This window comes from Saccharopolyspora endophytica (assembly GCF_018070075.1).
GTDB lineage: Bacteria > Actinomycetota > Actinomycetes > Mycobacteriales > Pseudonocardiaceae > Saccharopolyspora > Saccharopolyspora endophytica.
The window spans coordinates 595,655-620,973 of sequence record NZ_JAGPXE010000004.1 but is presented as its reverse complement, the minus strand read 5'-3'; the positions used below and the strand labels follow the sequence as shown (position 1 = coordinate 620,973).

Below are 25,319 nucleotides of genomic sequence, written 5' to 3'. Positions count from 1 at the left end.
CCACGGCAGCGGCTCCGAGGCCAGCACCCCTCGCCATCCGCGGCGCCGCTCCGGTCCGCCGCGACTTCGGCAACCACATCATCACCTGAACCACGGAGCACCCGGTCGTCCGACCTTCCCTCATTGGAATACCCCCGGGGGTTTGTTACGTTGGGATTAGCGAAGGGAGTTGGTCGTGGTGGAGATGAAGCCCGAGATGGTGGGAGACGCCTTGACCCGCCTGCGCCGGGCGCGCGGTCAGTTGAACGGCGTGATCGAGGCCATGGAAGAGGGACGTGACTGCGCTGAGGTCTTGACCCAGCTCGCGGCTGTTTCGCGTGCTCTGGACCGCGCTGGGTTCAAGATCGTGGCCAGCGGAATGAGGTACTGCCAGCAGGCTCGCGAGGACGGCGACGAACCGCCGATGACCGAGCAGGAGCTGGAGCGCCTGTTCCTCGCGCTCGCCTGAGCACGACTCCGAGGCGCCCCTCTTTGGTCGCCCGTGGACATGTGACTGTTGATACCCCCAGGGGTTTAGGAGGATCGTTGTCTGAGCAAACGCCGGAAGTCGGTGTGGAGGTCTTCGCCGGGACGTGGCGGCGGGGTACTCGGTTGGTCGATGTGCGTGAGCCGGAGGAGTTTGCCTCTGGTCACGTGCCGGGTGCGGTGAACGTGCCACTGGAGGAGGTGCTGGCTTCGCCGCAGCGCTTTGCGGGGCAGGAGTGCTACGTCATCTGCCGTTCAGGAGGGCGCAGCCTGAAGGCTGCGGAAGCGATGAACGCGGCCGGTGGCCAAGCGGTTTCGGTTGCCGGTGGCACTTCGGGGTGGATCGAAGCGGGCAACGAGGTTGAAAGGGGTGTGCAGCAGTGACAGCGATGGATGTGGTGAAGCAGGAGGACCGCTTGGCGGGTGACCTGGTGGTCGACGTGATCGAGACGTCCTCGCTGGGGGACCGCAGCTACCTGGCCACCGACGGCGAGGTCGCCGTGGTGGTCGACCCGCAGCGGGACGTGGACCGGGTGATCGCCGCCGCCGGGCGGTTGGGCGTTCGGATCGCTCTGGTGCTGGACACGCACGTGCACAACGACTACGTCTCCGGTGGCTTGGAGCTGGCCCGGTTGACCGGCGCCGAGTACGGGCTGGCGGCTGCCGACGAGGTGCCGTTCGACCGGCGGGCGCTGGTCGACGGCGAGGCGGTGGAGCTCTCGCGGCGGATGCAGGTGCGGGCGGTGGCCACGCCGGGGCACACCTTCCGCCACCTGTCCTACGTGCTGGAGGGCACCGAGGGCTCGGTGGGCGTGTTCACGGGTGGTTCGCTGCTGTTCGGCACGACCGGGCGCACCGATCTGCTGGGCGAGCAGCACAGTGAGGACCTCGCCCGTCACCAGCACGCGTCCGCGCAGAAGCTGGCGTCGATCCTGCCCGACGGTGCGCAGATCTGGCCGACCCACGGGTTCGGCAGCTTCTGCTCGGCGACACAGGCTTCTGGCGACTCAGCAACGTTGGGAGAGCAGAAGCGTGTCAACCCGGCGCTGACGTTGGCCGAGGGTGATTTCGTCGAGCAGACCTTGGCGGGGCTGGATGCCTACCCGGCGTACTACGCACACATGGGTGTGCAGAACACCGCGGGGCCCGAGCCGCTGGACCTGCGCGAACCGGTCCGCGCGGAGCCGGCGGAGTTGCGCCGCCGCTTGGAGCACGGGGAGTGGGTGGTGGATCTGCGCTCCCGCAAGGCCTACGTCGTCTCCCACCTGGCAGGAACGGTCAGCCTCGGGCTGGACGGCCCGATGGTGACCTGGCTGGGGTGGATGATCGACTGGGGCGCCCCGATCACGCTGCTGGGCGAGTCCCGCGAGCAGGTCGGCCAGGCCCAGCGCGAGTTGGCCCGCATCGGCATCGACAAGTTCGCCGCGGCGGCCGTGGGCACCCCGGACGAGCTGGCCGCCGACTCGGATCAGCTGCGCAGCACGCCGACCGCCACGTTCGCCGACCTGGCCTCGGCGCTGAGCGGCGACTCCGGTGGTCGTCCTGCGCCGGAGGTGGTGCTGGACGTGCGGACCAACAACGAGTTCGCCGCGCGTCACGTGGAACATGCGGTCCACATCCCGCTCTACGAGCTCAAGGACCGGGTGAACGAGGTTCCCCCGGGTGCGGTGTGGGTGCACTGCGGCAGCGGTTACCGCGCCACGGCGGCGGCATCGCTGCTGGAAGCGGCCGGCCGCACGGTCGTGCTCATCGACGACATTTTCGACGCCACCGCGGACGCCGGTGTGCCGATGACCGACGCCACCTGAGACCACAACCCGAAAAACGATCGCGGAGGTATTCCGAACAATGACCCAGGCCCTTCCCAAGACCGTCGACACCGCCCAGGTCCGCGCATTGCGCGAGGCCAACCCCCAGATCCGGCTGATCGACGTGCGCGCGCCCGGGGAGTTCGCTTCGTCGCACATCCCGGGCTCCTACAACGTGCCCCTCGACCTGCTGCGGGAACACCGCGACGAGCTCACCGCCCAGCACGGCGACCCGGTGGTGCTGGTGTGCGCCTCGGGTGGTCGTGCCGAGCAGGCCCGCACCCTGTTGGAAAACGCCGGTTTGGACCGGCTCAGCGTGCTGCGCGGCGGCATTACCGGCTGGCAGCAGCAAGGAGGCGAGCTCAATCAGGGACGCGGGACGTGGGCCATGGAGCGGCAGGTGCGGCTTGTCGCCGGACTGCTCGTGTTCACCGGCGTGGTGGCCAGCACCGCCTACGACCCGCTGAAGTGGGTCGCCGGCTTCGTCGGCGCGGGTCTGACCTTCGCTGCGGTGAGCAACACCTGCGCGATGTCCCGCGTCCTCGGACTGCTGCCCCACAACCGCACCTCCCGCACCGACGGCCGAGCACTCCTCGACGCCCTCACCGGCGGAACAGGCGCCGCGTGCCGGGCTTGATGTCTGACCTCTGGCCAGCACGTGCACGGCGTCGACGGCAGCGGGGCGGTGGATGGGTCCACCGCTCCCGGGATAGGTGGTTTCGTTGTTGTTGGCAGTGGTGTTCGGCGCCGTGATCGGGTTGGCACTGGGGCTGCTCGGCGCCGGTGGTTCCATCCTCGCCGTGCCGGCGCTGGTCTACGGCGTCGGGCAACCGTTGCAGACCGCCATTCCCACCTCGCTTGCCGTGGTCGCGCTGTCCTCTCTGGGCGCCCTGTTTCCCCGCGAGCGGCGCAGCACGGTGCGGTGGCCGGTCGCTCTGGTCTTCGGCGCGGCCGGCATCCCCGCCGCCTTCGGCGGCGCCGCGCTCGGCAAGCTCTTCCCGCAGCGCTGGCTGCTGCTGGCCTTCGCCGCGCTCATGGTCATCGTCGCGGTGCGCATGCTGCGCGGCGGCGAGAACCACACCGGCGCCTGCCGCACCCAGCAGGGCGGGATCAACTGGCGCACCTGCTTGCCCAAATCTGTGCTCGCCGGTGCGACCGTCGGCGTGCTCACCGGATTGTTCGGCGTCGGCGGCGGTTTCATCATCGTCCCCGCGCTGAGCCTGCTTCTCGGTCTGGGGGCGCAGCAAGCCGTCGCCACCTCCCTGGTGGTGGTTCTGGTCAACTCGGTGTCCGGGTTGACCGCCCATGCCGGGGCGGCCGACAGCATCGACTACCGGGTATTGCTGCTCTTCGCCGGCGCCGCGCTGGTGGTCTCGGTCGTGGCCGCGCGGTGGTCCGCGAAGCTGAACTCGTCCACCGTGCGCCGCTGGTTCGCCTTCGTCGTCCTGGCCGTCGCGGTCTTCGTCGCCGCGGCCGCCCTCATCAACCCCTCGGCTCTGGGATGACCCCCGGGTGCCCGTTCGTTCTCTGAAAGCGGACCCTCACGACAACCACCATCAGAACCTGGCGCTGCCCCGTTCAAACCGAGCAGCACCCAAGCTGGGAGACGCACGGACGGCCTCGCCCGCACAACTCCGATACGAACAGCATGTCGAACTTTCTTGGCGCGAAGTGCGTTCGCGGGTTGGTGTAGACATCTGAGCTCGTGATGGTCCGCCCGCGAATGGCCCTTCCGTAACGTCAGAGCGATGCGGAATGATCCGGCACGTAGTTGTAGCGCTCGCGAGGTGGTCGGCGGTGTTCGGTCGACGGCGGCGTAGCGGGCAGCTCGAATCGGGGACGGGGCGTTTCGTAGTACGGCACCGTCGACAACAGGTGCGCGATCAGGTTGATCCGCGCACGACGCTTGTCATCGCTTTCCACCAGGTACCAGGGGGACAACGGGGTGTCGGTCGCGTCCAACATCTCATCGCGCGCAGCCGAGTACTGCTCCCACCGCGTCATCGACTCCAAGTCCAGCGGAGACAACTTCCATCGCCGCATCGGGTCCTCGCTGCGCTTGCGCAGACGTCGTCGCTGTTCGACCCTGCTCACCGAGAACCAGTACTTGCGGAGCAAAAACCCGTCCTCGATCAGCAACCGCTCGAACACCGGGCACTGCCGCAAGAACCGTCGATGCTCTTCTTCCGTGCAGAACCCCATGACGCGCTCCACCCCCGCGCGGTTGTACCAACTGCGGTCGAACAGCGCGATCTCACCAGCAGCGGGCAGCTGCGCAACGTAGCGCTGGAAGTACCATTCCCCGCGCTCCCGCTCCGTTGGAGCCGGCAGAGCCACGATGCGCGTCACGCGCGGGTTGAGGTACTCGGCGAACCGCTTGATCGCGCTGCCCTTACCGGCCGCGTCGCGCCCTTCGAACACGACGACCAGCCGGGCCCCCTCCTGCCGAACCCATTCCTGCAGTTTGACGAGCTCAGCCTGGAGGCGGAACAGCTCCTTCTCATAGACCCCACGTGCCAACCGCTCCGGGCCGACGCCCGCATCGTCCCCGCCCTGCTCACCGCCGACCACGGTCACCGCCTCCTCCCCCGGTGCCCCCCAGAATGGCGCCAGACGAACTCAACCCGGACCGCTGACGACGACCACCGGGCACGGCGCATGATTGACGCAGTGCCAGCTCACCGATCCGAGCAGCACCTGCGCGAACCTCCCGTGCCCACGGCGCCCCACCACCAGCAGGTCCGAATCCCTCGCCTCATCCAGCAGCGCCCGAACGGCATCCTGCCGCACGACCCGCCGCTCCACCGGAATTCCGGTGTCCGATTCCGCATACGTCTCATCGACCGCTTTCCGCAACTCCCGCTCCCCGACTGTGAGGACGCGCTCCTCCTCCGGCATCATCAACGCGACGTCGATCAGCGCAGGGACCCCGCACGCGAACACCGCCACGACACGTCCTCCGCACCCCTCGGCATAGCCCAACGCCCACCGCAGCGCCGCCCGAGAACCCGCCGATCCGTCCACGCCGACGACGATCCGTTGCTTGCTGCCTTCCATAGCTCCCCCGAGTCCTCAGAGCAGGGTCCCGCTATCCCTCTACCTGTCGAGGGACTTGATCGCAGCATGGCACCTCCCGTCCGCCACCGGAGAGTCCCTTGGGGTCCGTGAGACGTTCCCAGACCAGCCGATCTCACCGCACCGGTCGCTTCCACACTGCTCGAGGCTGCCCACGCGTGTGCGGAGCGTTGCCCAAGATGTGAAGCGGCATTGGCCGCTCCCCATCTCGTCACTCCTCCGCCGGATTCAGCCTCTGCGGGTGCCGAGGGCTTGTCCCATGCTGGACGAGAAAGCGGTCGTCACCCAGGAGGGACACCATGAGTAACTTGATTCCTCGCCCCGCTCGGGGCCTGCCGGATCTCTTGCGCATGCTGGAGAGCGAATGGCCGTTCGGCGAACGGCACGCGATGCGCATAGAAGCGTTCACCGAGGAAGGCAGTTTCGTGGTTCGCTGCGAGCTTCCCGGCGTCGATCCTGACGACATCCACATCAACGTTGAGGGCGACCAGCTCAGGGTCGAAGCCGAGCGCAGGCAAGAAGAACGAGCGGAAGCGCACAGCGAGTTCTACTACGGCTCCTACAGCCGCACGATGCTGCTGCCCTCGGGCTGCGACGTCGAGAGCATCAAGGCCGACTACGACAACGGCATCGTGACCATCCACATGCCTCGCAGAGAAACACCGGAGACCAAGGAAATACCAGTCGCACGCAAAGGCAAGTAGCGCCACGATCCCACACCCGCGCGGCAGTCGAGGAGTCGTGGTGAGAGCCCTTCGACTCTGCTGAGTACCCAGCGCCTCGGCGAAGCTGGTAGACAGCAGCGCCGGATACGGGAGCTTGATCATGCGCGCGGAAGTCGGCGAATGGCTGATCGTCGAGGGTGCCCACCTCGGCGACCACCGCTACAAGGGACAGATCATCGAGGTTCGCGGCCCGAACGGCGAACCGCCGTACCTCGTGCGGTGGCTCGACGATGACCACGTGAGCCTGTTGTACCCGGGGCCGGACGCGCACCGCGAGCACAGCCTCCCGCACCACCTCAAGATCGGCGCTCGGATCCAGCGCGACACCGATCCCGAGGTGCGGCCGTCGTGAAGTAACCACCCATTATCCGTGAGCTGGCACGGCTGTCCCGCCTCAGTACCCCTGCCCCTAGTCACGTGGACGCTAGCGCGGTACAGGTCATCTCGGTGGCCGAAGATGCGGTAGGTGCCCTCCCGACCAAGACTCTCAGCAAGCGCACGCGCGGATCCCATGCGGTTCGCACCGAGTGCGAGGTCCTAGGCTGAGGAATCCGAGTGGAGACCACGACGGCCCTCGTTCACTTCGCCACCGCGCTGGCGATCGGGCTGCTACTGGGCTTGGAACGGGAGCACAGCACGGCCGGACAACCGGTGCGCCCGGCAGGCTCTCGGACCTTTTCGCTGTTGAGCCTCGTGGGCGCGGTGGCCGCTGCCCTGGCCCCGGCAATGGTGCTCATCGTCGTCGGAGCGGCCGGCCTTCTCGTGATCGCCTGGTACGTGCTCAGCGCGCAAATCTCCTCGGAACCGGACCTGGGTGCGACGACCGAGGTCGCGGCGATCGTCGCCGTGCTGTTGGGGGCGCTGGCGTGGTCGCACCCGACGTGGGCGGTGCCCATCGCCGTAGCCGTGGTGGCACTGCTGGCCGCGAAGCGACCACTGCACCGCTTCGCGACGCGCTTGGTCACCGACGACGACATCGCGGACGCCATCAGACTGTTCGTCGTCGCGTTCGTGATCTTCCCACTGCTGCCGGACCGGCCCCTGGGCCCCTACGGGGTGCTCAACCCGTCCCGGATCTGGTTGCTGGTCATCGCGATCACGCTCATCGGCTGGGCCGGCTACGTGGCCGTGCGCGCGCTCGGCGAACGTCAGGGACTGGTGCTCGTCGGCTTCCTCGGAGGATTCGTATCCGCCTCGGCGACCACCGTCGTGCTCGCCCGCCGAACGGGCGGGAACGTGCGGCACGCGGTCCTGCCCGCAGTGCTCACAGCCAGCGTCGCGACCTTGGTGCAGCTCATCGCGCTGACCGCCGTCGTAAATCCGGCCATCGCGGTCCGGCTGCTTCCGGCATCGGCCGCCGGTGCGGCCGTCCTGCTGGGCGAAGCCGGGTGGCTCGCCTGGCACACCCGGCGCACCGGAGGTGACTCCGGCTCGGAGAGGACGGACACCCCCGATGCGCCTTCGGCGTTTCAGCGCCCGCTGTCCTTGCGCGTCACGATCTCGCTGACGTTGGTGGTGCTGATCCTGCTGCTGACCGCTACCCGCGCCGCTGCGGCGCTGCTCGGCGCGCGGGGTGTCCTCGCGGCCGCGTTCGTGGGAGGGCTCGCCGACGCGCACTCCGCATCAGTGGCCGCGTCCTCGCTGGGCGGCACCGTCGTTCCGATCAGCGTGGCGTTGCTGGGCGTGGGGATGGCGCTGCTGAGCAATACCCTGATCAAGATCGTGCTGGCTGCCGTCGCAGGTGGCCTGCGCTTCGCGACACGACTTGCGGTGCTGCTCGTCCTGCCGGCCGCCGCGGTCGCGGGCGGGATCGTGCTGGTGATGTGACGGTCCACCGGTAGTAGCACCGCGCCCATCCGCGATCGCCGCACGGCTGGCAAGAAGTTTCGCCTTCGGCCGCGCCCTCCCGGTGCTTCACCGAAGTCACGCCTCGCGGCCGAGCTCAGGCGCTATCGGCGCTGTCCCCGCGGGCAGGTCGGCCGACTGCGGCCAGCCGACGCGGACAACCATCTGCGGATGCCCCTCGTCCCCCAGCACCTGGTGCCGGACATCCGCCCGCGTGCGCGGAACCTCGAACGCCTCGCTGAGCGGGCAGCTCGACAATCCGCCGAGCTCCGCCTGGCACAACACCGCGCCCAGCGCTTCCCCCGCACGCAGATGGGCGTCGCGATCGTCGGTGCCGGTGCTGATCAGCAGCAGACTTCCCGCCGTCAGCGCCGAACCGGCCTCGCGCACCACCGTCTCCGCGTAGCCGAAGTCCCGCACGACAACGTCTCCGTAACGCTGGCCGTGCCACGGTGCGCTCTCATCCAGGACGCCTCTCGCGGCGGGCGGCGTCAGCCCTGACCAGGCCGCCAACTCGGCGCGGTAGGCATCGGACCCGGCATGGATCATCGCTGCCTTGGTGAACGCTTGTGCGACCGCATACCGCTGATCACCCGTAAGCACCGACACGCTCGCGACCGCGTCCTCCGAGACGAGGTCGAGGAGCACTTCCTGCGGCACCGCGGTCGGGGCGTACTGGCGGCGATCGACGTGGCGTCGCTGCGCGGCACGGACGAGCGCGCGATCGGACGGCGCGGGGTCCTCCTTGCCATCCAACACGTCTATCCGCGCCAGCAGATCGGCATCATGCTCGCTCGGCAGTCGCTGCACCCGAGGCCGCCATCCCCGCGCGCGCAGGGACAACAGCGCGAGGTGCAGCGCAGCTCCGCAGCTGATCACCAACTCGCGGCGGTCCGGGTCCGTCGCCGGCAGCGCCACCGTCCCGTCCAGCAACAACTCCAGCGCGCCTGCGGCTTCGCGGAACCGCCACGGTTGGAGGTTGAACAGCGAAGGTGCGCGACCTGCCAGCCCACGCACTTCGCGCGCATCCTGCGCGCTGAGCGGCGAGTACGACATGGCCCTCCTCCCCTACTACTACCGTCATCTCGTCCTCGGGTCGCTGCCAGGGTCTGCGGGCCTGCCCGACGCCATTCACGCGCCACCGCCGGCTGTCCGGGAAGCGGGTTCAGGTGACGACCGCGGTCGCCACTACGAAGTAGATGCTCACCGAGAGAAGGTCCTGCACCACGGTGGCAAGCGGGCCAGAACCGAAGGCCGGGTCCTTGTCCAGGCGGTGGAACAGCCACGGCAAGGCCATCGCGACGAACGTGGACACCGACGCCGCGGCAAACAAGGCCACCGAGACCGCCAGCGCCACCTCGACGTTGTTCCATATCAGTGCCACGAGTGGCAGCGCCAAGACGGCCAGCAGCAGCCCGAGCATGCCACCGGTAACGATTTCGCGAAGCGCGACCCGGGAAATGCTGACACCGACGGACAAGCCGCGGACGATCAGGGCCTCGGTCTGAGTCCCGATGGCATCGGCGAGGTAGACCACCCCCGGGACGAAGAACGCGATCAGCACCTGGCGCTCCATCTGGCGTTCGAAAGCACCCACGATCAGCGCCGCGAACAAGGCACCGGCCAGGCCGAGCAGCAGCCAGGGCAAGCGGTGCCACAGCCGGCGTCCGACGCCTTCGGTGGAGGCGCTGCGGGCCGAGGCCGACGAGTCCAGGAACCCGCCCAGCCGCGCCATGTCCTGATCATGTTCCTCCAACAGCACGGACAGCAGGCGCTGCGGTGGAATCACCCCGACGAACCGGCCCAACGGTCCGACGACCGCCAAACCCGGCTCCCCGTGTCGCACCGCTTCCCATGCCGCTCGCTCTTGGTCGGTCCCCGGAGCAACGACCGGCGGATGCCCGTCCATCACCTCGGTGACGCGCGCACCCATCCGTGCCGCCAGCAACCTCTCCACGGTCAACAACCCCAGCAGCCGGTCGTTCTCGCACACCGCTACGACGGCCGCGCTGTCGAACCTTCGGAGGCGCAGGCTGGCGAACAGCTCGTCAACGGAGTCGCCAGGAGCCGCGATCGGAATGTTGATCGAGGCGTGCTGCACCGCGATCCCCAGGGAATCGCGGCTCGCGGTCAGCGGCTCCGGTTCCACATCGGCCATCGTTCACCCCCTGCATGACCAGCCCGGGCTCAACCCGACCGCCGCTGCGCTCGCCGGGTGCCCCGCGGCGGCTCCCCGCCCGCAACGCACGACCGTCTTCCGGCTCTCCGCCGCTCGCGCCACTGAAAGCAGCACGACGACAGCACCACCGACTCCACAGTGTTCGTGAACTCATGAACGCCGCTCGTCACGGCACCCGAGAGCTCCCGCCACGGTAGACTGGAAGAGCTGCCGGCGGCCAACCCACACATCAGGCCGTCCGCCGCTTGCCGCGTCTCTCGCGAGCCTCCGCCCTGGTCAGCAGAAGAACCGGTAAGGCACAAACGGAACGTCCGATCCACGAGCCGAAAGAACGGTCGATGGTTTCGCTTTCCGACAGGGGGAAATCATGTCCCGCGGCCGTGAACGCCGTCGCCTCAAGAAGATCGAACGCCAGCTCACTTCCGATGATCCAGAATTCGCCCACAGGATGACAACACCTCGCACGATCACGAAGCTGATGCGGTGGATGACCTTGTGGCGGGCACTGGGCGTCCTGGCGGTGCTGTTCGCCGTTCTGTGCCTGATACTTGGCCAGGCGACGGAATTCTTCGTCGCGGGCCTCACCGCTGCCTTGCTGCTGATCTACGCGTCGTGGCACGAACGCAACCGGCAGCTGAGACCCTAACCGCGAGCCACAGTCCGTGAGGCCGGGAAAGAGTCTTCGCGTAGTCAGGGGGCACGCACCACGAGCACGGGACACGGGGCGCAGTGCAGGAGGGCACGGCTGGTGGACCCGATCAGCATCCCGGTGATCCCGCCGCGCCCGCGGCTGCCCACCACGATCAACTGCGCCCGCGCACCGTGCTCAACTAGGAAGCGAACCGGTCGATCGCGCGCAACGACACGTTCCACCGAGACGTCCGGGTACTTCGCTTCCCATCCCGCCAACCGCTCCGCCAGCACGCGCTCCTGGTCAACCCTGATTGCTTCCCAGTCAGCAGAACCAGGGCCGAACCACTCATCGGTGGCCACATCGCTCCACACGTGCACGGCGACGAGCGGCGCTCCACGCAACGACGCCTCCTCGCAGGCCGCTCCGAGCGCGGGTTCCCCCACCCTCGACCCGTCAACACCCACGATGACCGGCCCGGTGCGCGCGTCCTCTCGACCGGGCGAGTCGGGGACGACCACCACCGGACAGCGAGACCGCATCGCGACCAGCTCCGCCGTCGACCCCAGCGCCAACCGCACCCCGGTGACCTCGTTGAGCCCTCGCGTACCGACGACGAGCCGCTCAGCCTCTTGAGACTCGTCGAGTAGCACCTCTCCCGGCATTCCATGCCGAAGCATCTGCTCGAACTCCACACCTTCGGCAGCGGCGCGCGCAGCGGTCACCGCCTCCGAGAGCCAACGGGGTCGCTCGGCCTTGATCTCGTCCAGGCCCGGTCCAGCTTCCGGAGCCTGGGGAACAGCGCAGACCAGCCGCAGCGAACGCCGGTGCAGCCGGGCATCCACAGCCGCCCAGCGCACGGCTTCCAGCGCAGGCTCGGAGCCATCCACTCCCACGACTTCCCGCATGCCGACACCTCGTCCCCGCGCGCGTACACGCCGACCGTACGGCGGCACGCAGACTCCGCAACCGGGTGCGGGCGACATGCCTCACGCCGCGCTGCCGGGTGGCAGTCCAATGTGTCGAGCGCCGTGTGCCATTGGTCCCGTACTCGGCGCCCAACTCTTGGCGGACCCGCTTCGACGGACTGACGCTCATCCGCTCTTACGTCTTGTCCGCGCGGCTGTTCGCGCCGGGACCGGCTGCTGCGGTTCTTTCTTGTCCTCTGCGCATGGCGTTGAGGACGGCTTGCAGGACGAGTCCGAGGAGGAGCAGGTCGGCGAGCATCTGGATGGCGACGACGAGGCGTAGAGGCTCAGCGACGGGGTGGATGTCGCCGAAACCCACGGTGGCGAACACGGTGATGGTGAAGTAGAGGGCGTCGCTGCGGGTCAGCGGTTCGGAGAACGCCATCGGGTTCGTCTGCGAGGTCAGGAAGTAGCCGGCGGAGAAGATCAGCAGGAAGGCCGGGATCACCAGGCTCAGCGTCTCAAGAGCCCGCAGCCCGGGATTGCGGGAGCGCACGATCGCGCGGATCTGCCACACGATCAGCCCGGTGATCGCCGCCAGCCCGGATGAAGTTGGTGATGAAGGCGAGCACGCCCCACAGCACGGCCAGCGGAATTCCCATGATCGCCAGCGCGGTGGTGTCGAGCACCGCGACGATCAGCCCGAACACCGCTGTGACCCCCAGGTAGCTGCGGGTGCCGTGGACGAACCCGGCCAGTGCGGTGACCATGTGCGGGCGATCCTTCGCGAGGATGCCTATTCGGCGGGCGGTGCCGCCGGACTCCGCGGTCATGAACAGCAGCAGGGCCAGGATGAACACCAGGCCGCTCAGGATCGAGCCAACGCTGGAGAACACGGTGCCGATCTGGTCGGCGAACTTGCTCAGATCCGCTGAGCCGGCCGTGGCCCGGGATTGGGCGGGATCGATACCCAGCTTGGTCAGCTGGGCCGACAGCGAGTCCACCAGCTGATGGGCCTTCCCGGAGTTCTCCGCCAGCAGCGCGCCGAGCTGGCTCACCGAGGCGGCCAGAAAGGCCGTGAGCGCCAGCAACGACCCGAAGATGACCACGAGCAGTGACAAGACGGCCGCCCACATCGGCCACCCCTTGCCCTCCAGCCAGGTCTTGATCGGGTACACCGCGATCACGATCACCAGCGCTAGAAGAAGTGGACCCGCCAGCCACGACACCCGGTACATCCCGGCCACGGTGATCACCGCCGCGGCCGCCCCCAGCAGGATCACCACACCCCGCGACAAAGCGGCACCTCCCGGAGCCTCGCCGGGACTCGCGGTGTGCCCCGCCGAGCCCTGCCCGCCGACGCCGGGTCGGCCGCCGCTGCCCATCATCTGCTCGCTCCTCCACTCCTCGAGCCTCGGGGCCACGCGACTCAGGCGACACACCGAACTCGGGTCTGGGCGGCCAATCGCGACCACAGGGCAGCGGGGCGGCAGCGGAACGGTCCGGTTCGGGATCTCGTGAGCTGCCACCTGCCGCTACTAGGGGCGTCACCGCTCGGTCTGGGCGTTCCAGGTGGCGATCAGCGCGTAGATGATGAGGACGTCGATCACGAGCAAAAGGATCGACCAGATCGGGAAAGCTGGAAGCCAGGCCAGCTGCACGATCATGTTGATCGCCACCAGGCCGACCCCGACAGCGCGCGCCCAACCCGGGGCATTGACCAGCAAGGACAACCCCGTCGCCAGCACGAGGGCGCCGATGATGATGTGCAGGAATCCCCACGCGGTGAGGTCGAGGGCCAGGACCGCACCTCCGACGGTGACGAAGTAGGTCGGGGAGAACAACGCGGCCAGACCTTCGATCACACCGAACCCGCCGAGCACCGCCATCATCACGCCGCCGAAGCGCACCCAGTCCATTCCTGCGCCCGAGCCCTGAATCGCCCCACCGTACTGCGAGCGCGGCTTGGGCACGGACCTGCGGCCCTCCGCAGTCCGTGTCTGCTGCTCGGTCATCGATACCTCCAGTTGTCCCCGACGGTCCGTCTCCATCGCGGAACCGCACCCGGTTAATGTGCGCTCGGACGATGAGAGCGGCCAGTGCCAGAAGTCCCCAGCCAGAAGGCCACCCCGGCCCCGCGACCAGCTTCCCGAACGCCCTACCCGCGGACTCCGGCGAACCTGGCCTGACTGCGCTCCTGCTCGGCCCGCCCGTGCCCGCAGTTCACCGGCGGGCTTGCAGGATCCTCCAGGCCGTGGCCACGGCCGACTCCGCTTCTCCTGCGGTGTCCACCTCGACCGCTTCCGGCCACGCGGCGAATCGGCCCGCCATCTCCTCGGCAACAGCGCCGGTGGCGTCGGAGACGTCATCCACGCGGGCGGCCAGGCGAGCCACTGCCACGTCCCGCGGCGCGTCGCACCTGAGCTCTGTGATCATCGCGCGTCCTTCGCGCGCGAGTGCTCGAGCCGTCTCTCGTTCGTCGGCGTTGCTCCAGCTCGCGTCCAGGACGACGCTCTCGCCGTACTCCATCAGCCGGCGGCACCGCGAGAACATCTCACCGTAGGTGTCGTGGACCTGCGCTCTGTCGTACAAGCCACTGCCGTAGCCCGCTCCTGGGTCGAGGTCGGCCGCGTGCGGCATCTCCCTGCGGATCTGGTCCGTCCTCAGCAGCACCCCGCCCATCCGGTCCGCGAGCGCGCCCGCCACCGTGGACTTGCCCACGCCCGGCAGGCCGCCTACGACGACCAGCCGAACCTGACCTGAGCGCAGATGGTCCAGTGCCATACCCGCGAGCTTCCGAGCCTGGTCGGCCGCAGATTCCACACCCTGCTCGTGACGCAGGCACGCGACCTTGCACCGCACGAAGGCGCGGTAGGCGATGTAGTGGTCGGCGAGCGAGTGGGCGACCTGAGCACCCGACAGGTCCGCATACCAGCCGAGAAACTCCCGTCCCAGCTCCGCCGCACCGAGACGTTCCAGGTCCATCGCCAGAAACGCCGCGTCGTCGAGACCATCCACGTAGCGCAACGCGTCGTCGAACTCCAGGCAGTCCAGCGCACGTGGTCCGTCGGGCAAGCAGAACACGTCCTCCGCTTGAAGATCGCCGTGGCCGTCCACCACGTACCCGCGGCGCACGCGGTCGCCCAGCAGCCGCGCACGGCCATCGACGTAGTCCAGCGCTCGCCAGACGATGTCCTCGAACGTTTCGCGGTCGAAGATGCTCCCTACGAACGGCTCTGCCCCGGTGAAGTTGTCGACCCATCGCCTGCGCAACGCCGCTGGCTCGCCGGCTGATTCGACATCCGGGCCCCGCTTCGCGGTGCTGTGAAACGACACCAACTTCCGGGCGAGCTGCTGGAGGTCCGAGCGCACGTCGACCCCGCGTTCCACCAACGTCGCCAGCCGGCGGTCCGGAGGCATTCGTCGCATGACCACGATCCAGTCACAACTCCGGCCCTCACCATCGAGCACCTCGGACAGGTCGAGGTACACATCGGGTGCCAGGCGCCGGTTGAGCTCCACCTCCCGCGCGCACGCCAGTTTGCGCGACTCAACGCTGGTGAAGTTCAGGAACCCGAAGTCCACCGGCTTCTTGACCTTGTACGCCTGGTCACCGATGAACACGACCACGGCCCGTATGGCTTTCCGCCACGGCCGCAGCCTCAGGCGGTTCACGTCTGGCTACCGAAACGCCCTCCACCACCCGCGACGCACTGGTCACGTCCATGACGCCCCCTCCTTCGACCCAGCAGTTGGCCACGCACTCGCTCGCCCCGACGGCTTTCAGCGCGCGACGATCACCGGACAGGTCGCATGCTGCAGCAGCTGCTGGCTCGTCGAACCAAGCAGCAAGCCGGTGAACCCGCCACGACCGCGTGCACCCACCACCACGAGTTGCGCTTGCTGGGCGTGCTGGAGAAGTGCTCGTGCGGGTTTGTCGTGGGACACGTAACGATGCACCTCGACATCGGGGAACTTCTCGTTCCAGCCCGCCAGGTGCTCGGCCAGCCACCGCTCCTGGTCGGTCTGCGCGACGTCCCAGCCCTGCCCCTCGGTCCACCGCGCAGCGTCCGCATCGATGGAGTTCCAGGTGTGCACTGCTCGCAACCCCACACCGCGCCGCGCCGCGCATTCGAACGCCGTGGTCAACGCCGCTTCGCCGGTGGCCGAACCGTCCACCCCGACGACGACCGGAGCCTCGGGCAACGCTGTCCCAGGGCCGCGCACCACCCCGACCGGGCAGTGGCCATGAACGCTGAGCGCCACCGCCACCGACCCGACCACCAGCCCGGTGAACCCACCCAAACCCCGACTGCCCACCACGACCAATTGCGCCCCGTGCGACTGGTTGACCAGCACGGCACCCGCCTGTCCCACACATATCTCGGTTTCCACCTCGAGCTCGGCCACCTCCGACTTGGCGACGTCGGCTGCACGGCGGAGCCACTCCTTGCCCTGGCGCTGCGCGGCCTGGATGTAGGGCACAGGAAGCGGGTAGCCCGGCAGATCGGGAAGATAGACCAACGAGAGCACATCGGCGTACATGATTCGCAGCCGCGTATTCCTGCGATGGGCCTCGGTCGCAGCCCACCGGACGGCGTGGACGGCCGACGACGAGCCATCCACGCCCACGATCACCGGCTTGAGACTCGGATTGCTCATGCCCACACCTCCGGGTGGCGACGGTAAATGCGCTGCTTCGACCTCCCCGGTAGCACCGGGATTGGTGCCATTAGCGACGAGTGCACGCTGCCCAATTGCGGCTCCCTCGCGAACCAAACAAGTGTTCCCCCAGTGTCCCGAACCAGGATCTGGAACGCGCCTACCGACCATCGTCGTCTGAATCTTGTTGAAGCAATGAGGTGGCTGCGGATGCGACCCGAGCGCTACCCGCCGCGCGCGCCTTCGCGCAGCACCCGAAGTCGACGTTGGTACTTTTCCTCGTCAATCTCGCCACGCGCGAACCGATCGGCCGGCAAGCGCTCCGCACTTTCGCCCGACGCCTGCGGTCCCTCAACGTGGCCTCAGGTCCGGACCAGATAGCGGACCAGGGCGATGATGCAGAGAACGATCACCACTCAGAGCAGGACCGTGCTCGCGGTCATGAACGCGAACCCCCACAAACCGATACCCCCCTTTCTGAACATCATGACGGGCTCCTCAACCACGTGCTTCCCGTCAAACTCGCTCAGGCGCGTTTGGCACATCGACCGTCCACGCCCGTGGGTACCCCTGCACACGCGAGACAAGCGCACACCGCTCATCCCCCGATGCCTTTCCAGCGTGAGACCGCACCGCCGTGGGCAGACCCGCCCTGGCGAACCGCTTGCCGAGTTCGCCCGAAACCTCACCCACGCGGCTCGCGAGCTGCGGAGCAGCAACGCCTGAGCGACGCTTGCGGGAGTCCGCATGCCGGAGGTTGATCGCGATGACGACGCTCCACGACGATCGAGTTGTCGCCGGATTCGATGCTTCCGCGCAGTCGCGGAAGGCTGTGCGGTGGGCTGCTCGCGAAGCCACCACACGTGGACAGCCGCTAGAGATCGTCCACGTCATCCCGATCCCGCTCGAGGAGCTGACGCGCATTCACCTGCCCAGCGAGGCGGTCTCGTTCGAACCGCTGCGCAGCGCAGCTCAGCGCGTGCTGGCCGACATCGCCGCCGAATGCCGTCACGAACACCCCGGACTGAAGGTGCGGACGCGAGCACGCATAGGCGACCCGGCGAACATCCTGCGCGACGCCGCTGCGCACGCGTGCGTCCTCGTGCTCGGCCCACCCAGAACCAGCCGGGCGCATCACCTCCTGCTCGGCTCGACCGCCGGCGAACTGGTGCGCTCGGCACACGCTCCGGTCATCATCGTGCGCGGCCAGCGCTGGACCGGCTCCACCGAACCCGGCTCAGGAATCGAACGCGTGGTCGTGGGCGTCGATGGCTCCTCCTCCAGTGCCCGGGCAGCGGAGTTCGCCTACGACGTCGCGTTCCGCCACGACGCGGAGCTCACCGCACTACTGGCCATCGCCGAGCAACAACCGGACCCGATGCCACCGAACCGCGGATGGAGGCTCGACTCCGATGCCATCGACGCTCAGCGCCGCGTCCTGGCCGAGTCGCTGGCGGGATGCTCCGAGCGGTACCCGGACGTCGTCGCACACCCAGAGCTGATCACCACCGAAGGCCCGACCGATGCGCTGCTCACCGCTGCGGTCGATGCCGACCTCCTCGTGGTCGGCACCCGCGGACGCGGCACCCTCCGCTCGACCTTGCTCGGTTCGGTCAGCCACGCCGTGGCGCACTACGCCGCCTGCCCCGTAGCAGTCATCCGGTGAACCACGCAGCGGCACGTCACCCGGACCACAAGCAGCGCCGAGCACAACAGGTCCGCGTCGACGCGCTTTGACTCCGTCAACACCCGTCGCGGAGTCGGGGAACGAGCGGCCACCGTCATTCAGATGGCGGACGAACGACGACGACGGTGCAAGATGCGTGGGTGACGCAGTGCCGACTCACCGATCCCAGCAGCGCTCCCACGAATCCACCGTGCCCACGACTGCCGACGACCAGCAGCTCCGCGTTCTCCGCCTGGTCCAGCAGGGCGCGCGCCGCGTGCCCGCGGACGACCTCTCGGCGGATGCGCACCGACGGTGTCAACACCGCCGTGACCTCGTCGACGATCTCCCGAAGAGATTTCTCCGCACGGGTTCTCAACTCATCATCGGAGATCAGCGGTGGCATGGGCGCGGGCTCGGTGAAGTTCGGCGGTGCCCACGCCAGCACACCGATGACCTCCCCGCCGAACTGTTCGGCGTAGCGCAGTGCCCACCGCAGTGCGGCTCGCGAACCCGGCGAGCCGTCCACACCGACGACGATTCGCGATTCACTCATGATCCCGCCCATTGCTCGAACTGCTCGGATTACGGTCTACCGCCTGACCACGAGCCCACCTGCCACCACCGGCCGAAGCCCGACGCCATCAGGTCTCCTCCTCGCCAAAGCGTTCGGCGTTCCGGAGACGTCACCGCGCGCTCCGAGCCTCGGGTACCACCACCACGAGTGGTCTATACACGCAGACGGACGGAGACCTGACTGGTCGGAGACCGCGTCGAGTTCAACACCAACGACACCGACCGACTCGACGCAGGCTGGACCTAGCGAGACAGGCCTCTTTGCTCCCGACCAGCCGAACAGTCCCGGCACGTGAATGCCCCTGTGCCACGCCGGGTAGGCCTGAACCAGGCCTCACTCCGAAGGCGTGGAGGAGCCGACATGGTCGTCACGAACATCGATCCTCGACGTTACCGGGGCGTGGTCTTCGACATGGACGGGGTGATCACCGATACGGCTGCCGTGCACTCCGAGGCGTGGAGGCGCTTGTTCGACCAGTACCTGGCCGAGCGCCCGCCCACCGCGAACGAAGACCACCAGCCGTTCGGCGAAGCCGATTACTCCGACTACGTCGACGGCAAGCGGAGGATCGACGGAGTACTGGACTTCCTCGGATCACGGGGTATCTCGGTGCCGCGCGGCGATGCTGATGACCCCGCCGGGTTCGAGACGGCCCACGGACTCGGAAAGCTCAAAGATCGCTACTTCCTCGAAACTCTCACAGCAGCTGACGCGCTCTTGTTCGACGACGCTCTCTCGCTGATCGAAACCCTGCGCGACCGCGGTGTTCGAACCGCCATCACCTCCGCCAGCCGGAACTGCCGTCAGGTCCTCAGACGGGCAGGTGCGGTTCAGCTGTTCGACGTCCGTGTCGACGGCGTGCTCGCAGACCGGCTCGGCCTGCCGGGCAAGCCGAAACCCGCGGTCTTCTTCGAAGCAGCGCGCCGCCTCGACACGCCAGTGTCGGCGTGCGTGGTAGTCGAAGATGCCAAGGCAGGGATCCAAGCGGGCAGAGCGGGGTCCTTCGGCCGCGTCATCGGTGTCGCACGCACCGGCTCGCCGACCCGGTTGCTGGACGCGGGTGCCGATGCGGTCGTGTCCACGCTCCACGAGATCTCAGTGACGAACTCGTCCGATCGGCGTCTGTCCGAGGTGCCCGATGCCCACAGCAGGTGGGAGGAGATCGCACTGCGGTTGCGCGATCGCCGCCTGGTGCTGGTGCTGGATTTCGACGGAACACTGGCGCCGATAGGTACCGACCCCACCGAGGTCGTCCTGTCCTCGCAGGCCCGAGACGTCCTGCAGCAGCTCTCCAGGCACGGCCCAGTATCCATTCTCAGCGGCCGGGATCTCCAGGACGTGCGCCACCGAGTCCACCTCGACGGCCTCTGGTACGCGGGTAGCCACGGGTTCGAACTGGTCGGACCCGATGGTGCCGTGTTCGCCCAAGACATCGGTGAACCAGCACTGCGCGGCCTCAATGAAGCCGAGCAGTTCCTCCGCGAGGAACTGAAAACCGTCCCAGGCGCCCGCATCGACCGCAAGCGGTTCGCTCTCGCGGTGCACTTCCGCAACGTCCACCCTGGTTCTACCGGCGAGGTGCGGTCCGTGGTCGAGCGCATCAGTCGTACGCTCCCGATGCTCCGCCTCGCGCACGGACGTCAGGTGATCGAACTGCTCCCGGACGTCGGCTGGAACAAGGGGCGGGCCTTGCGCTGGCTGCTGCAACGCATGGAATCGGCCGCCCCCGGTGCGGTGCCCGTGTACGCCGGGGACGACTACGCCGACGAGGACGCCCTGCACGAGATCCACGACGATGGCATCGGCATCGTCGTGCGCAGCCGCGAGCACGGCGACCGCCTGACCTGGGCTCACTACGGGGTCGACGGCTCGAGCTCGCTCACCGCCTTGCTGTCCCGCCTCTCGTCGCTCGCGGGGCAGGCGCGCCCCGGCTACCCCTGAGGTGAGCTTTGACGCGACGATCCACGTCAGAGCAGAAGTCCCGATCACGTGATTTCGCGCGAACCCGCCCAACGAGCTAGATCGCGGACAGCAGCCCTCATTCGGTTCGGGTCATCCCAGAACCGGATCCACGACCTCAGAAGCCCGTGCCGTATCCGGACCGAATTTCCCGATCTCAAAGCCGGCGGGGATGATCAGGACCGGGCACCGCGCGTTGTGGATGCAGCGCAACGTCGTGCTCCCCAACCGCGCATGACCACCGTGACCTCGGTCGCCCAGGACCAGCATGGCAGCGCCTGCCGCCTTCTCGGCCAACACCTCTTCTGGGTGCCCTTCCACGAGCGATTCCTGCAACTCGGGCGTGGAGGCTCCCGCCAGGCACTCCGCGACGATGCGCTTCAGCTCCTTCCAGTGCTGATCGCGAACCTCGTGCGGAGCCAGCCTCGGATTCATCATCAACGGAGCCGGTCCGGCCAGAACCGAGCGCGATTGCCACACCATGACAGCCGAGACCGAGCCTCCACGCACGCGTGCCTCCGCCAAAGCCCACTTCAGCGCACGACGACTCGCCTCCGAGCCATCGACGCCCACGACGAACAACTTGCTCGCGGTCACAGCGATCTCCTCGCCTCCAAACTCCCGTCCCACCGACATGCCGCCCTCCCGCAACTCGAGAACGGATCTCGCGACACACCCGGGATCAGGGTCGAGCACTTCGTGCTCAACCGCCTGGACCTCGGGACCGCGCCTCCACCTCATCCAGCTGCGCCACAGCCCGCCTCAGGTGGACAGAGTCGCGTCGGGGCAGAACGCCACCGGCCGCATCCACCGCGTCGGACGCATCCGCACTAGGCACCGACGACGAACAGGGACAGCACGACCGTTCCGAGGACCAGCAGCATGACGAGCCCGATGCTGAGCACAGTCCAGTCGATCGTGGCCCTGGCTTCTGCGCTGTACCGCGAAGCGGTCATCGCCGCGTCCCCCTCACCCCTGAGTCGTCGCTGAGGCCCCCAGCCGGAATTGCCGGAGAGCTATCAGTAGTGAATCCACCGGACACGACGTCCACACGTGCCGAAAGTCCCGTGTCTCACTGATCACCCTCTGCCTCGACCGCCACGCGGCGAGCCGCACTGCCGAGGAGCGGGCCGCCGCACAACTAGGACAAGCGCACCACGGCGGTTCGGTCCTCGACTCGGTCCGGTCGAATCTCACGATCGCCGGTGCGGAACGTGAACCGCATCTTCCCGATCCAGATCTCGTCCCCGTCGCGCAGCGGTGCGGTTTCCACCGGAGCACGGTTGACGTACGTTCCGTTGAGCGATCCACCGTCCACGACGAACCACTGGTCGTCGCGCACGACCAGCTCGGCGTGATGACGGGATACCGTCGGGTCGTCGATCACGATGTCGCAGTCGCGGCGCCGCCCGAGGCGCGTTCGCTCTGCGGTGAGGGCGAATTCGGCACCCACGTCAGTACCGCGGTCGACCACCAGTCGCGCCGGTTCCACCTCTTGGCGCGGCTCCGGGATCATGGCGGACAAAGCCGTTCCCCAACGAATCGCATCTGTCCCGCTCTGTGTGGTCTTCCGCACGACAGCCATGGCCACTCCGATCTCCTCCGCACCGCGAGGTGCTGTGACTCCCCCACCGACCCCCTCATCATGGGGGCTCCGGGCCGTTCCACGACCAGGTATTTCGTCCCGTCCGACGAGTGCGGTACGCCACGGCGAGCGCTGGTGGTCTTCTCTTGCTGAGAACAACTATCGGGCGCGTTCGAGTTTGCGGCGCTCCGCGCGCGGGGAAGACACAGGTGGCTCAACTCCTTCCAACCGCCGATCCCGTGTTCGAGAAGACTCATCACGTCTTGGGACAGCGGAGCAGGCAACGCGGACCGTGAGGCGCTACGCAGCACGACCCGGAGGGGAATGCGGATGACCGATCTGGGCAACACGATCGTCGTCGGTGTCGACGGCTCCGAGCAGGCGCTCCACGCAGTCGTCTGGTCGGCGCAGGAAGCGTCGTCACGCAATCTCGCACTGCGGCTGGTCTCGTCCACCGCGCCCTACATCCAGGGCTTCTACGGACCTGGGCTGCCGTACCTGCCCGAAGTGTTCGAGGAGATCGACCAGCTCGCCCAAGCGCAACTGCGCGATGGACTGCACCGCGTCGGCACCATCGACCCCCAGGTCTCCGTGCACACCGAATTCGTACGCGAACCACCGATCTCGTACATGCTGGAGATGTCGAAGACCGCTCGCATGATCGCCCTCGGCGCCTCCGGACGCGGTGGTTTCAGCGGGATGCTGCTGGGCTCGACGGCCCACTCCGTCGCCGCGCACGCCTCCAGCCCGGTGGCCGTCGTGCGCACTCCCAACATCGCTGACGGCCCGGTGGTCGTTGGCGTCGATGGCAGCGAGACCAGCACGGCCGCGCTCGACGCTGCCTTCGACGAGGCATCGTGGCGGAAGGCACGCCTGGTGACCGTGCACGTAAGCGAGGCCCCTTCGATCCGGGAGGTCGGTATCGGCAAAGCGCACGAGCAACGCGGCGATGGGGAGCGAGTCTTGGCCGAAAGCCTCGCGGGCCGTGCGGAGAACCACCCCGATGTCGACGTCGAGCGCGTCGCGGTCGAGGGCCGTCCACCGAGCGTCCTACTCGACTGGAGCGACCGCGCTCAGCTCGTCGTGGTGGGAACCCGCGGGAGAGGCGGATTCCGCGGCATGCTGCTCGGCTCGACGAGCCAGGCGCTCCTGCACCACGCCAGGAGCCCGGTCCTCGTCGTGCGTACCCGCCACCGCACCGCGTAAACGACTGTCTTCCGCACGCCGGCGTGAAGTTGAACCCAGTTGGTTGCGGGTGTGTTTGGTGATCGTTCGTCTCGGGAAGACCCGAGCGAAGAAATCCTCAGCACAGGCGTGTCCTTGCAAGGGTCGAGGAGATCGACATGACGGTACCGAACCAGCCGGTGACGGTCGGAGTGGACGGTTCGGAGGGGTCCGTCAGGGCCGCTCATTGGGCGTCCGCGGAGGCTGGTCGCCGAGGCGCCGCGCTTCACCTGGTCTTCGTCAACGACGATCCGGCACGCGCAGCACAGGGCGAGCGAGCCGTGCACGAGATCGCCGAGCAGTGCCGTGCACGCACCCCGGGGATAGCGGTGACCTCGGAGACCGCGGCCGGCCATCCCGTCCAGGAGCTGCTGCGCCGGAGCGAGACGGCTCAGCTCCTGGTCCTGGGAGCGCGCGGGCACGGTGTCTTCACCGACGCCTTGCTGGGTGGCGTGAGTTCGAGTGTGGCCGTCCACGCCCGGTGCCCGGTCGCCGTCGTGCGCAACAGCATTCCTGACTCCGGCCCGGTGGTGGTCGGTTCCGATGACTCCCAGTGCGGGCAGGACGCCGTTCGCTTCGCCCTCGCGACAGCGTCCCGCGCGGGTGCGGATCTGGTGGTGCTGCGCGCGTGGCACGAAGAGGGGCTGCTGGCCCTGCCGCTCACCCCACCCGACCGTGAGCGGGTGCAGCACGAAGTCGAACGCTCGCTCACGACGCAGACGAAGCCGCTGCGGGAGGAACACCCGGAAGTCCGCATCCAGGAGGTCGTCCACCGAGGTCACCCGGTGGCTGGACTGGTCGATGCCGCGCGCGAAGCCCGTCTGGTCGTCGTAGGGCATCGAGGTGGCGGCGGGTTCGATGGCCTCTTCCTGGGTTCCGTTGCATCCGGGATCCTGCACCATGCCCCGTGCCCAGTGGTCGTGGTCCACTAGGTGACGCGGACCTCACCGCGGGTCGTCGTGGAAGATTCCCTCCAATGGACGCCGCGCGCTGCGCGGCACGCTCGCGACCGGATGCCCGAAGCGCATCAGCGCCTGAACCGCGTCGGCCCCGTGTCCACGCTGCGCGAGCCCTTCTCGGATCTCGCTGAGCTGCAGGCATTGCGTCATCACTGAGGCCCCCAGCGCGCGATGGGTGCCCTCCAGCCATGCGCTCTCCAAGCCGGCACCTGCGTTGAGCTGGGCACGGACTCCGTCATCGGGCGTGCTCAGTACCAGCACCGATTCCGCCTCGACACGCGCTGCCAGCCAGGTTTCGTCCGGCAGGTGGGTCGCTCCGCTGACCAATCCGACCGCACCGAGTCCCTGCGCGCCCAGCGCCTCGGAGGGAACTCCCCTGCGCTCCGATTCATTGTGTTGAACGATCCAGCTCGCCAATTCCCGTTGATAGGACGCGTCAGCGTGCTGGACGCGGGCTGCGTAGGTCAGCAACCGCGCGACGTGCAGCGCTTCCTCGCTTCCGCTGATCCACTGGGCTCGCACCGAGGGAACGCTGTTCGCAGCGTTCAGCAGTGCTCGCTCGTCAGCTTCGGATATCGGGTGCGGGTCGAAAGGCCGACGATGACTGGCGCGGTGTGCGATCGCCTCGTACCGGCGGAGCTCGGCATCGGTGGGCGGCAGCCGGCTGCTGCCCGTGACCGAGACCAGCGGTCCGACGTCGCCGCCGAACGCGAGTTCCGCTCGCCACCCCAGGTTGCGCACCGCGAGGACGAGGTTGGTCAGCGCAGCTCCGCATGAGATCACTCGGTCCCTGCCCTGCGGGTCGTGCCGGGACGGTGCGGCGTCGTGCTGCTCGTGCAACTCAACCACCCGATCGCGCATCGACAGCGACCACGGTTGCGTGTTGTGCACCGACGGTGCGCGGTTCACAGCGCGGGCGATGGTCGCGGCTTCTTCCGGCGACCACGGTCGGTCGTCGGTGCCCTCATTTTCGTCCATGTCGCTCGCTCACATCCTTCCCGCTCGACGTCTCCCATGACCCGAGGCCTTGGAGTACCCGGTCGAGGGGCCC

At 68.0% G+C, this 25,319-nt stretch carries 28 protein-coding genes; 13 read left to right on the top strand and 15 right to left on the bottom strand.

The features are described from left to right. The first annotated feature begins 178 nt into the window (after positions 1 to 178). The 5 genes from KBO27_RS13485 to KBO27_RS13465 all read left to right on the top strand — a co-directional run bounded on the left by KBO27_RS13485 (position 179) and on the right by KBO27_RS13465 (position 3,778). Positions 179 to 448, top strand: a complete 270-nt coding sequence (locus tag KBO27_RS13485; RefSeq protein WP_443706184.1) for a metal-sensitive transcriptional regulator — start codon at positions 179 to 181, stop codon at positions 446 to 448. A 77-nt stretch (positions 449 to 525) separates the two neighbouring features. Beyond that, positions 526 to 849 carry a rhodanese-like domain-containing protein gene (locus tag KBO27_RS13480; protein ID WP_210970288.1) on the top strand — a complete coding sequence of 108 codons (324 nt, stop codon included), beginning with the start codon at positions 526 to 528 and terminating at the stop codon, positions 847 to 849. A 5-nt stretch (positions 850 to 854) separates the two neighbouring features. Continuing rightward, entirely contained in the window at positions 855 to 2,273 is a 1,419-nt protein-coding gene (locus KBO27_RS13475; protein ID WP_210970378.1) for an MBL fold metallo-hydrolase, read from the top strand. A 40-nt stretch (positions 2,274 to 2,313) separates the two neighbouring features. Further along, positions 2,314 to 2,910, top strand: a complete 597-nt coding sequence (locus tag KBO27_RS13470; RefSeq protein WP_210970287.1) for a rhodanese-like domain-containing protein — start codon at positions 2,314 to 2,316, stop codon at positions 2,908 to 2,910. Positions 2,911 to 2,995: 85 nt separating this feature from the next. Then, positions 2,996 to 3,778: a sulfite exporter TauE/SafE family protein gene (locus tag KBO27_RS13465; protein WP_210970286.1), complete on the top strand. Its 783-nt coding sequence runs from the start codon at positions 2,996 to 2,998 to the stop codon at positions 3,776 to 3,778. 235 nt (positions 3,779 to 4,013) lie between these two features. On the opposite strand, the gene ppk2 is transcribed toward KBO27_RS13465, so the two are convergent. Together ppk2 and KBO27_RS13455 are read right to left on the bottom strand one after the other, a co-directional pair. Next, positions 4,014 to 4,850 (bottom strand): polyphosphate kinase 2, encoded by an 837-nt coding sequence (gene ppk2, locus KBO27_RS13460; protein ID WP_307870395.1) that lies wholly within the window; start codon positions 4,848 to 4,850, stop codon positions 4,014 to 4,016. Between the two features lie 42 nt (positions 4,851 to 4,892). Further along, positions 4,893 to 5,330, bottom strand: coding sequence for a universal stress protein (locus KBO27_RS13455; protein ID WP_210970285.1), 438 nt, complete (start codon positions 5,328 to 5,330; stop codon positions 4,893 to 4,895). Positions 5,331 to 5,647: 317 nt separating this feature from the next. Here KBO27_RS13455 and KBO27_RS13450 point away from each other — a divergent pair, with 317 nt between their 5' ends. The 3 genes from KBO27_RS13450 to KBO27_RS13440 all read left to right on the top strand — a co-directional run bounded on the left by KBO27_RS13450 (position 5,648) and on the right by KBO27_RS13440 (position 7,900). Beyond that, complete coding sequence (locus tag KBO27_RS13450) at positions 5,648 to 6,052, top strand: Hsp20/alpha crystallin family protein (protein WP_125092428.1); 405 nt, start codon at positions 5,648 to 5,650, stop codon at positions 6,050 to 6,052. Between the two features lie 121 nt (positions 6,053 to 6,173). After that, positions 6,174 to 6,425 (top strand): DUF1918 domain-containing protein, encoded by a 252-nt coding sequence (locus KBO27_RS13445; RefSeq protein ID WP_210970284.1) that lies wholly within the window; start codon positions 6,174 to 6,176, stop codon positions 6,423 to 6,425. A 203-nt stretch (positions 6,426 to 6,628) separates the two neighbouring features. Then, on the top strand, positions 6,629 to 7,900 hold the full coding sequence (locus KBO27_RS13440; protein WP_210970283.1) for an MgtC/SapB family protein: 1,272 nt from the start codon (positions 6,629 to 6,631) through the stop codon (positions 7,898 to 7,900). 96 nt (positions 7,901 to 7,996) lie between these two features. Here the strand turns inward: KBO27_RS13440 and KBO27_RS13435 are convergent, their stop codons facing one another. Together KBO27_RS13435 and KBO27_RS13430 are read right to left on the bottom strand one after the other, a co-directional pair. Next, a complete protein-coding gene (locus KBO27_RS13435; RefSeq protein WP_210970282.1) occupies positions 7,997 to 8,974 on the bottom strand; it encodes an Acg family FMN-binding oxidoreductase in 978 nt (325 codons plus the stop codon). Positions 8,975 to 9,083: 109 nt separating this feature from the next. Next, on the bottom strand, positions 9,084 to 10,076 hold the full coding sequence (locus KBO27_RS13430) for a magnesium transporter (RefSeq protein WP_210970281.1): 993 nt from the start codon (positions 10,074 to 10,076) through the stop codon (positions 9,084 to 9,086). 388 nt (positions 10,077 to 10,464) lie between these two features. Here KBO27_RS13430 and KBO27_RS13425 point away from each other — a divergent pair, with 388 nt between their 5' ends. Next, on the top strand, positions 10,465 to 10,743 hold the full coding sequence (locus KBO27_RS13425; protein ID WP_210970280.1) for a DUF3040 domain-containing protein: 279 nt from the start codon (positions 10,465 to 10,467) through the stop codon (positions 10,741 to 10,743). Between the two features lie 44 nt (positions 10,744 to 10,787). Here the strand turns inward: KBO27_RS13425 and KBO27_RS13420 are convergent, their stop codons facing one another. The 6 genes from KBO27_RS13420 to KBO27_RS13395 form a co-directional block, all read right to left on the bottom strand. Beyond that, the gene (locus KBO27_RS13420) at positions 10,788 to 11,636 is read right to left on the bottom strand and encodes a universal stress protein (RefSeq protein ID WP_210970279.1); all 849 of its coding nucleotides are present in this window, start codon (positions 11,634 to 11,636) and stop codon (positions 10,788 to 10,790) included. A 196-nt stretch (positions 11,637 to 11,832) separates the two neighbouring features. Further along, entirely contained in the window at positions 11,833 to 12,213 is a 381-nt protein-coding gene (locus tag KBO27_RS13415; RefSeq protein WP_210970278.1) for a potassium channel family protein, read from the bottom strand. Continuing rightward, positions 12,158 to 13,060: an AI-2E family transporter gene (locus KBO27_RS13410; protein WP_210970277.1), complete on the bottom strand. Its 903-nt coding sequence runs from the start codon at positions 13,058 to 13,060 to the stop codon at positions 12,158 to 12,160. The genes KBO27_RS13415 and KBO27_RS13410 overlap by 56 nt, the downstream gene beginning before the upstream one ends. Before the next feature lie 123 nt (positions 13,061 to 13,183). Beyond that, on the bottom strand, positions 13,184 to 13,651 hold the full coding sequence (locus KBO27_RS13405; RefSeq protein ID WP_210970276.1) for a DUF7144 family membrane protein: 468 nt from the start codon (positions 13,649 to 13,651) through the stop codon (positions 13,184 to 13,186). 208 nt (positions 13,652 to 13,859) lie between these two features. After that, a complete protein-coding gene (locus KBO27_RS13400) occupies positions 13,860 to 15,311 on the bottom strand; it encodes a bifunctional aminoglycoside phosphotransferase/ATP-binding protein (protein WP_307870394.1) in 1,452 nt (483 codons plus the stop codon). 108 nt (positions 15,312 to 15,419) lie between these two features. Continuing rightward, positions 15,420 to 16,298, bottom strand: a complete 879-nt coding sequence (locus KBO27_RS13395) for a universal stress protein (RefSeq protein WP_210970275.1) — start codon at positions 16,296 to 16,298, stop codon at positions 15,420 to 15,422. Positions 16,299 to 17,064: 766 nt separating this feature from the next. Here KBO27_RS13395 and KBO27_RS13390 point away from each other — a divergent pair. Then, positions 17,065 to 17,964, top strand: coding sequence for a universal stress protein (locus tag KBO27_RS13390; RefSeq protein ID WP_210970274.1), 900 nt, complete (start codon positions 17,065 to 17,067; stop codon positions 17,962 to 17,964). Positions 17,965 to 18,079: 115 nt separating this feature from the next. Here KBO27_RS13390 and KBO27_RS13385 read toward each other — a convergent pair whose 3' ends face one another. Beyond that, positions 18,080 to 18,520 (bottom strand): universal stress protein, encoded by a 441-nt coding sequence (locus KBO27_RS13385; protein WP_210970273.1) that lies wholly within the window; start codon positions 18,518 to 18,520, stop codon positions 18,080 to 18,082. A 381-nt stretch (positions 18,521 to 18,901) separates the two neighbouring features. On the opposite strand from KBO27_RS13385, the gene otsB reads away from it, so the two are divergent. Continuing rightward, positions 18,902 to 20,482, top strand: coding sequence for a trehalose-phosphatase (gene otsB / locus KBO27_RS13380; protein WP_210970272.1), 1,581 nt, complete (start codon positions 18,902 to 18,904; stop codon positions 20,480 to 20,482). Positions 20,483 to 20,593: 111 nt separating this feature from the next. On the opposite strand, the gene KBO27_RS13375 is transcribed toward otsB, so the two are convergent. The 3 genes from KBO27_RS13375 to KBO27_RS13370 form a co-directional block, all read right to left on the bottom strand. Next, positions 20,594 to 21,097: a universal stress protein gene (locus tag KBO27_RS13375; protein ID WP_307870393.1), complete on the bottom strand. Its 504-nt coding sequence runs from the start codon at positions 21,095 to 21,097 to the stop codon at positions 20,594 to 20,596. 233 nt (positions 21,098 to 21,330) lie between these two features. Then, on the bottom strand, positions 21,331 to 21,456 hold the full coding sequence (locus KBO27_RS34240) for a hypothetical protein (RefSeq protein WP_281420742.1): 126 nt from the start codon (positions 21,454 to 21,456) through the stop codon (positions 21,331 to 21,333). 185 nt (positions 21,457 to 21,641) lie between these two features. Continuing rightward, positions 21,642 to 22,085, bottom strand: a complete 444-nt coding sequence (locus tag KBO27_RS13370) for an FHA domain-containing protein (protein WP_210970376.1) — start codon at positions 22,083 to 22,085, stop codon at positions 21,642 to 21,644. A gap of 330 nt (positions 22,086 to 22,415) precedes the next feature. On the opposite strand from KBO27_RS13370, the gene KBO27_RS13365 reads away from it, so the two are divergent. Both KBO27_RS13365 and KBO27_RS13360 read left to right on the top strand, forming a co-directional pair. Further along, on the top strand, positions 22,416 to 23,291 hold the full coding sequence (locus tag KBO27_RS13365) for a universal stress protein (RefSeq protein WP_210970270.1): 876 nt from the start codon (positions 22,416 to 22,418) through the stop codon (positions 23,289 to 23,291). Positions 23,292 to 23,428: 137 nt separating this feature from the next. Beyond that, a complete protein-coding gene (locus KBO27_RS13360) occupies positions 23,429 to 24,241 on the top strand; it encodes a universal stress protein (protein ID WP_210970269.1) in 813 nt (270 codons plus the stop codon). A gap of 12 nt (positions 24,242 to 24,253) precedes the next feature. Here the strand turns inward: KBO27_RS13360 and KBO27_RS13355 are convergent, their stop codons facing one another. Beyond that, positions 24,254 to 25,246, bottom strand: coding sequence for an Acg family FMN-binding oxidoreductase (locus KBO27_RS13355; protein WP_210970268.1), 993 nt, complete (start codon positions 25,244 to 25,246; stop codon positions 24,254 to 24,256). Between the last annotated feature and the right edge of the window lie 73 nt (positions 25,247 to 25,319).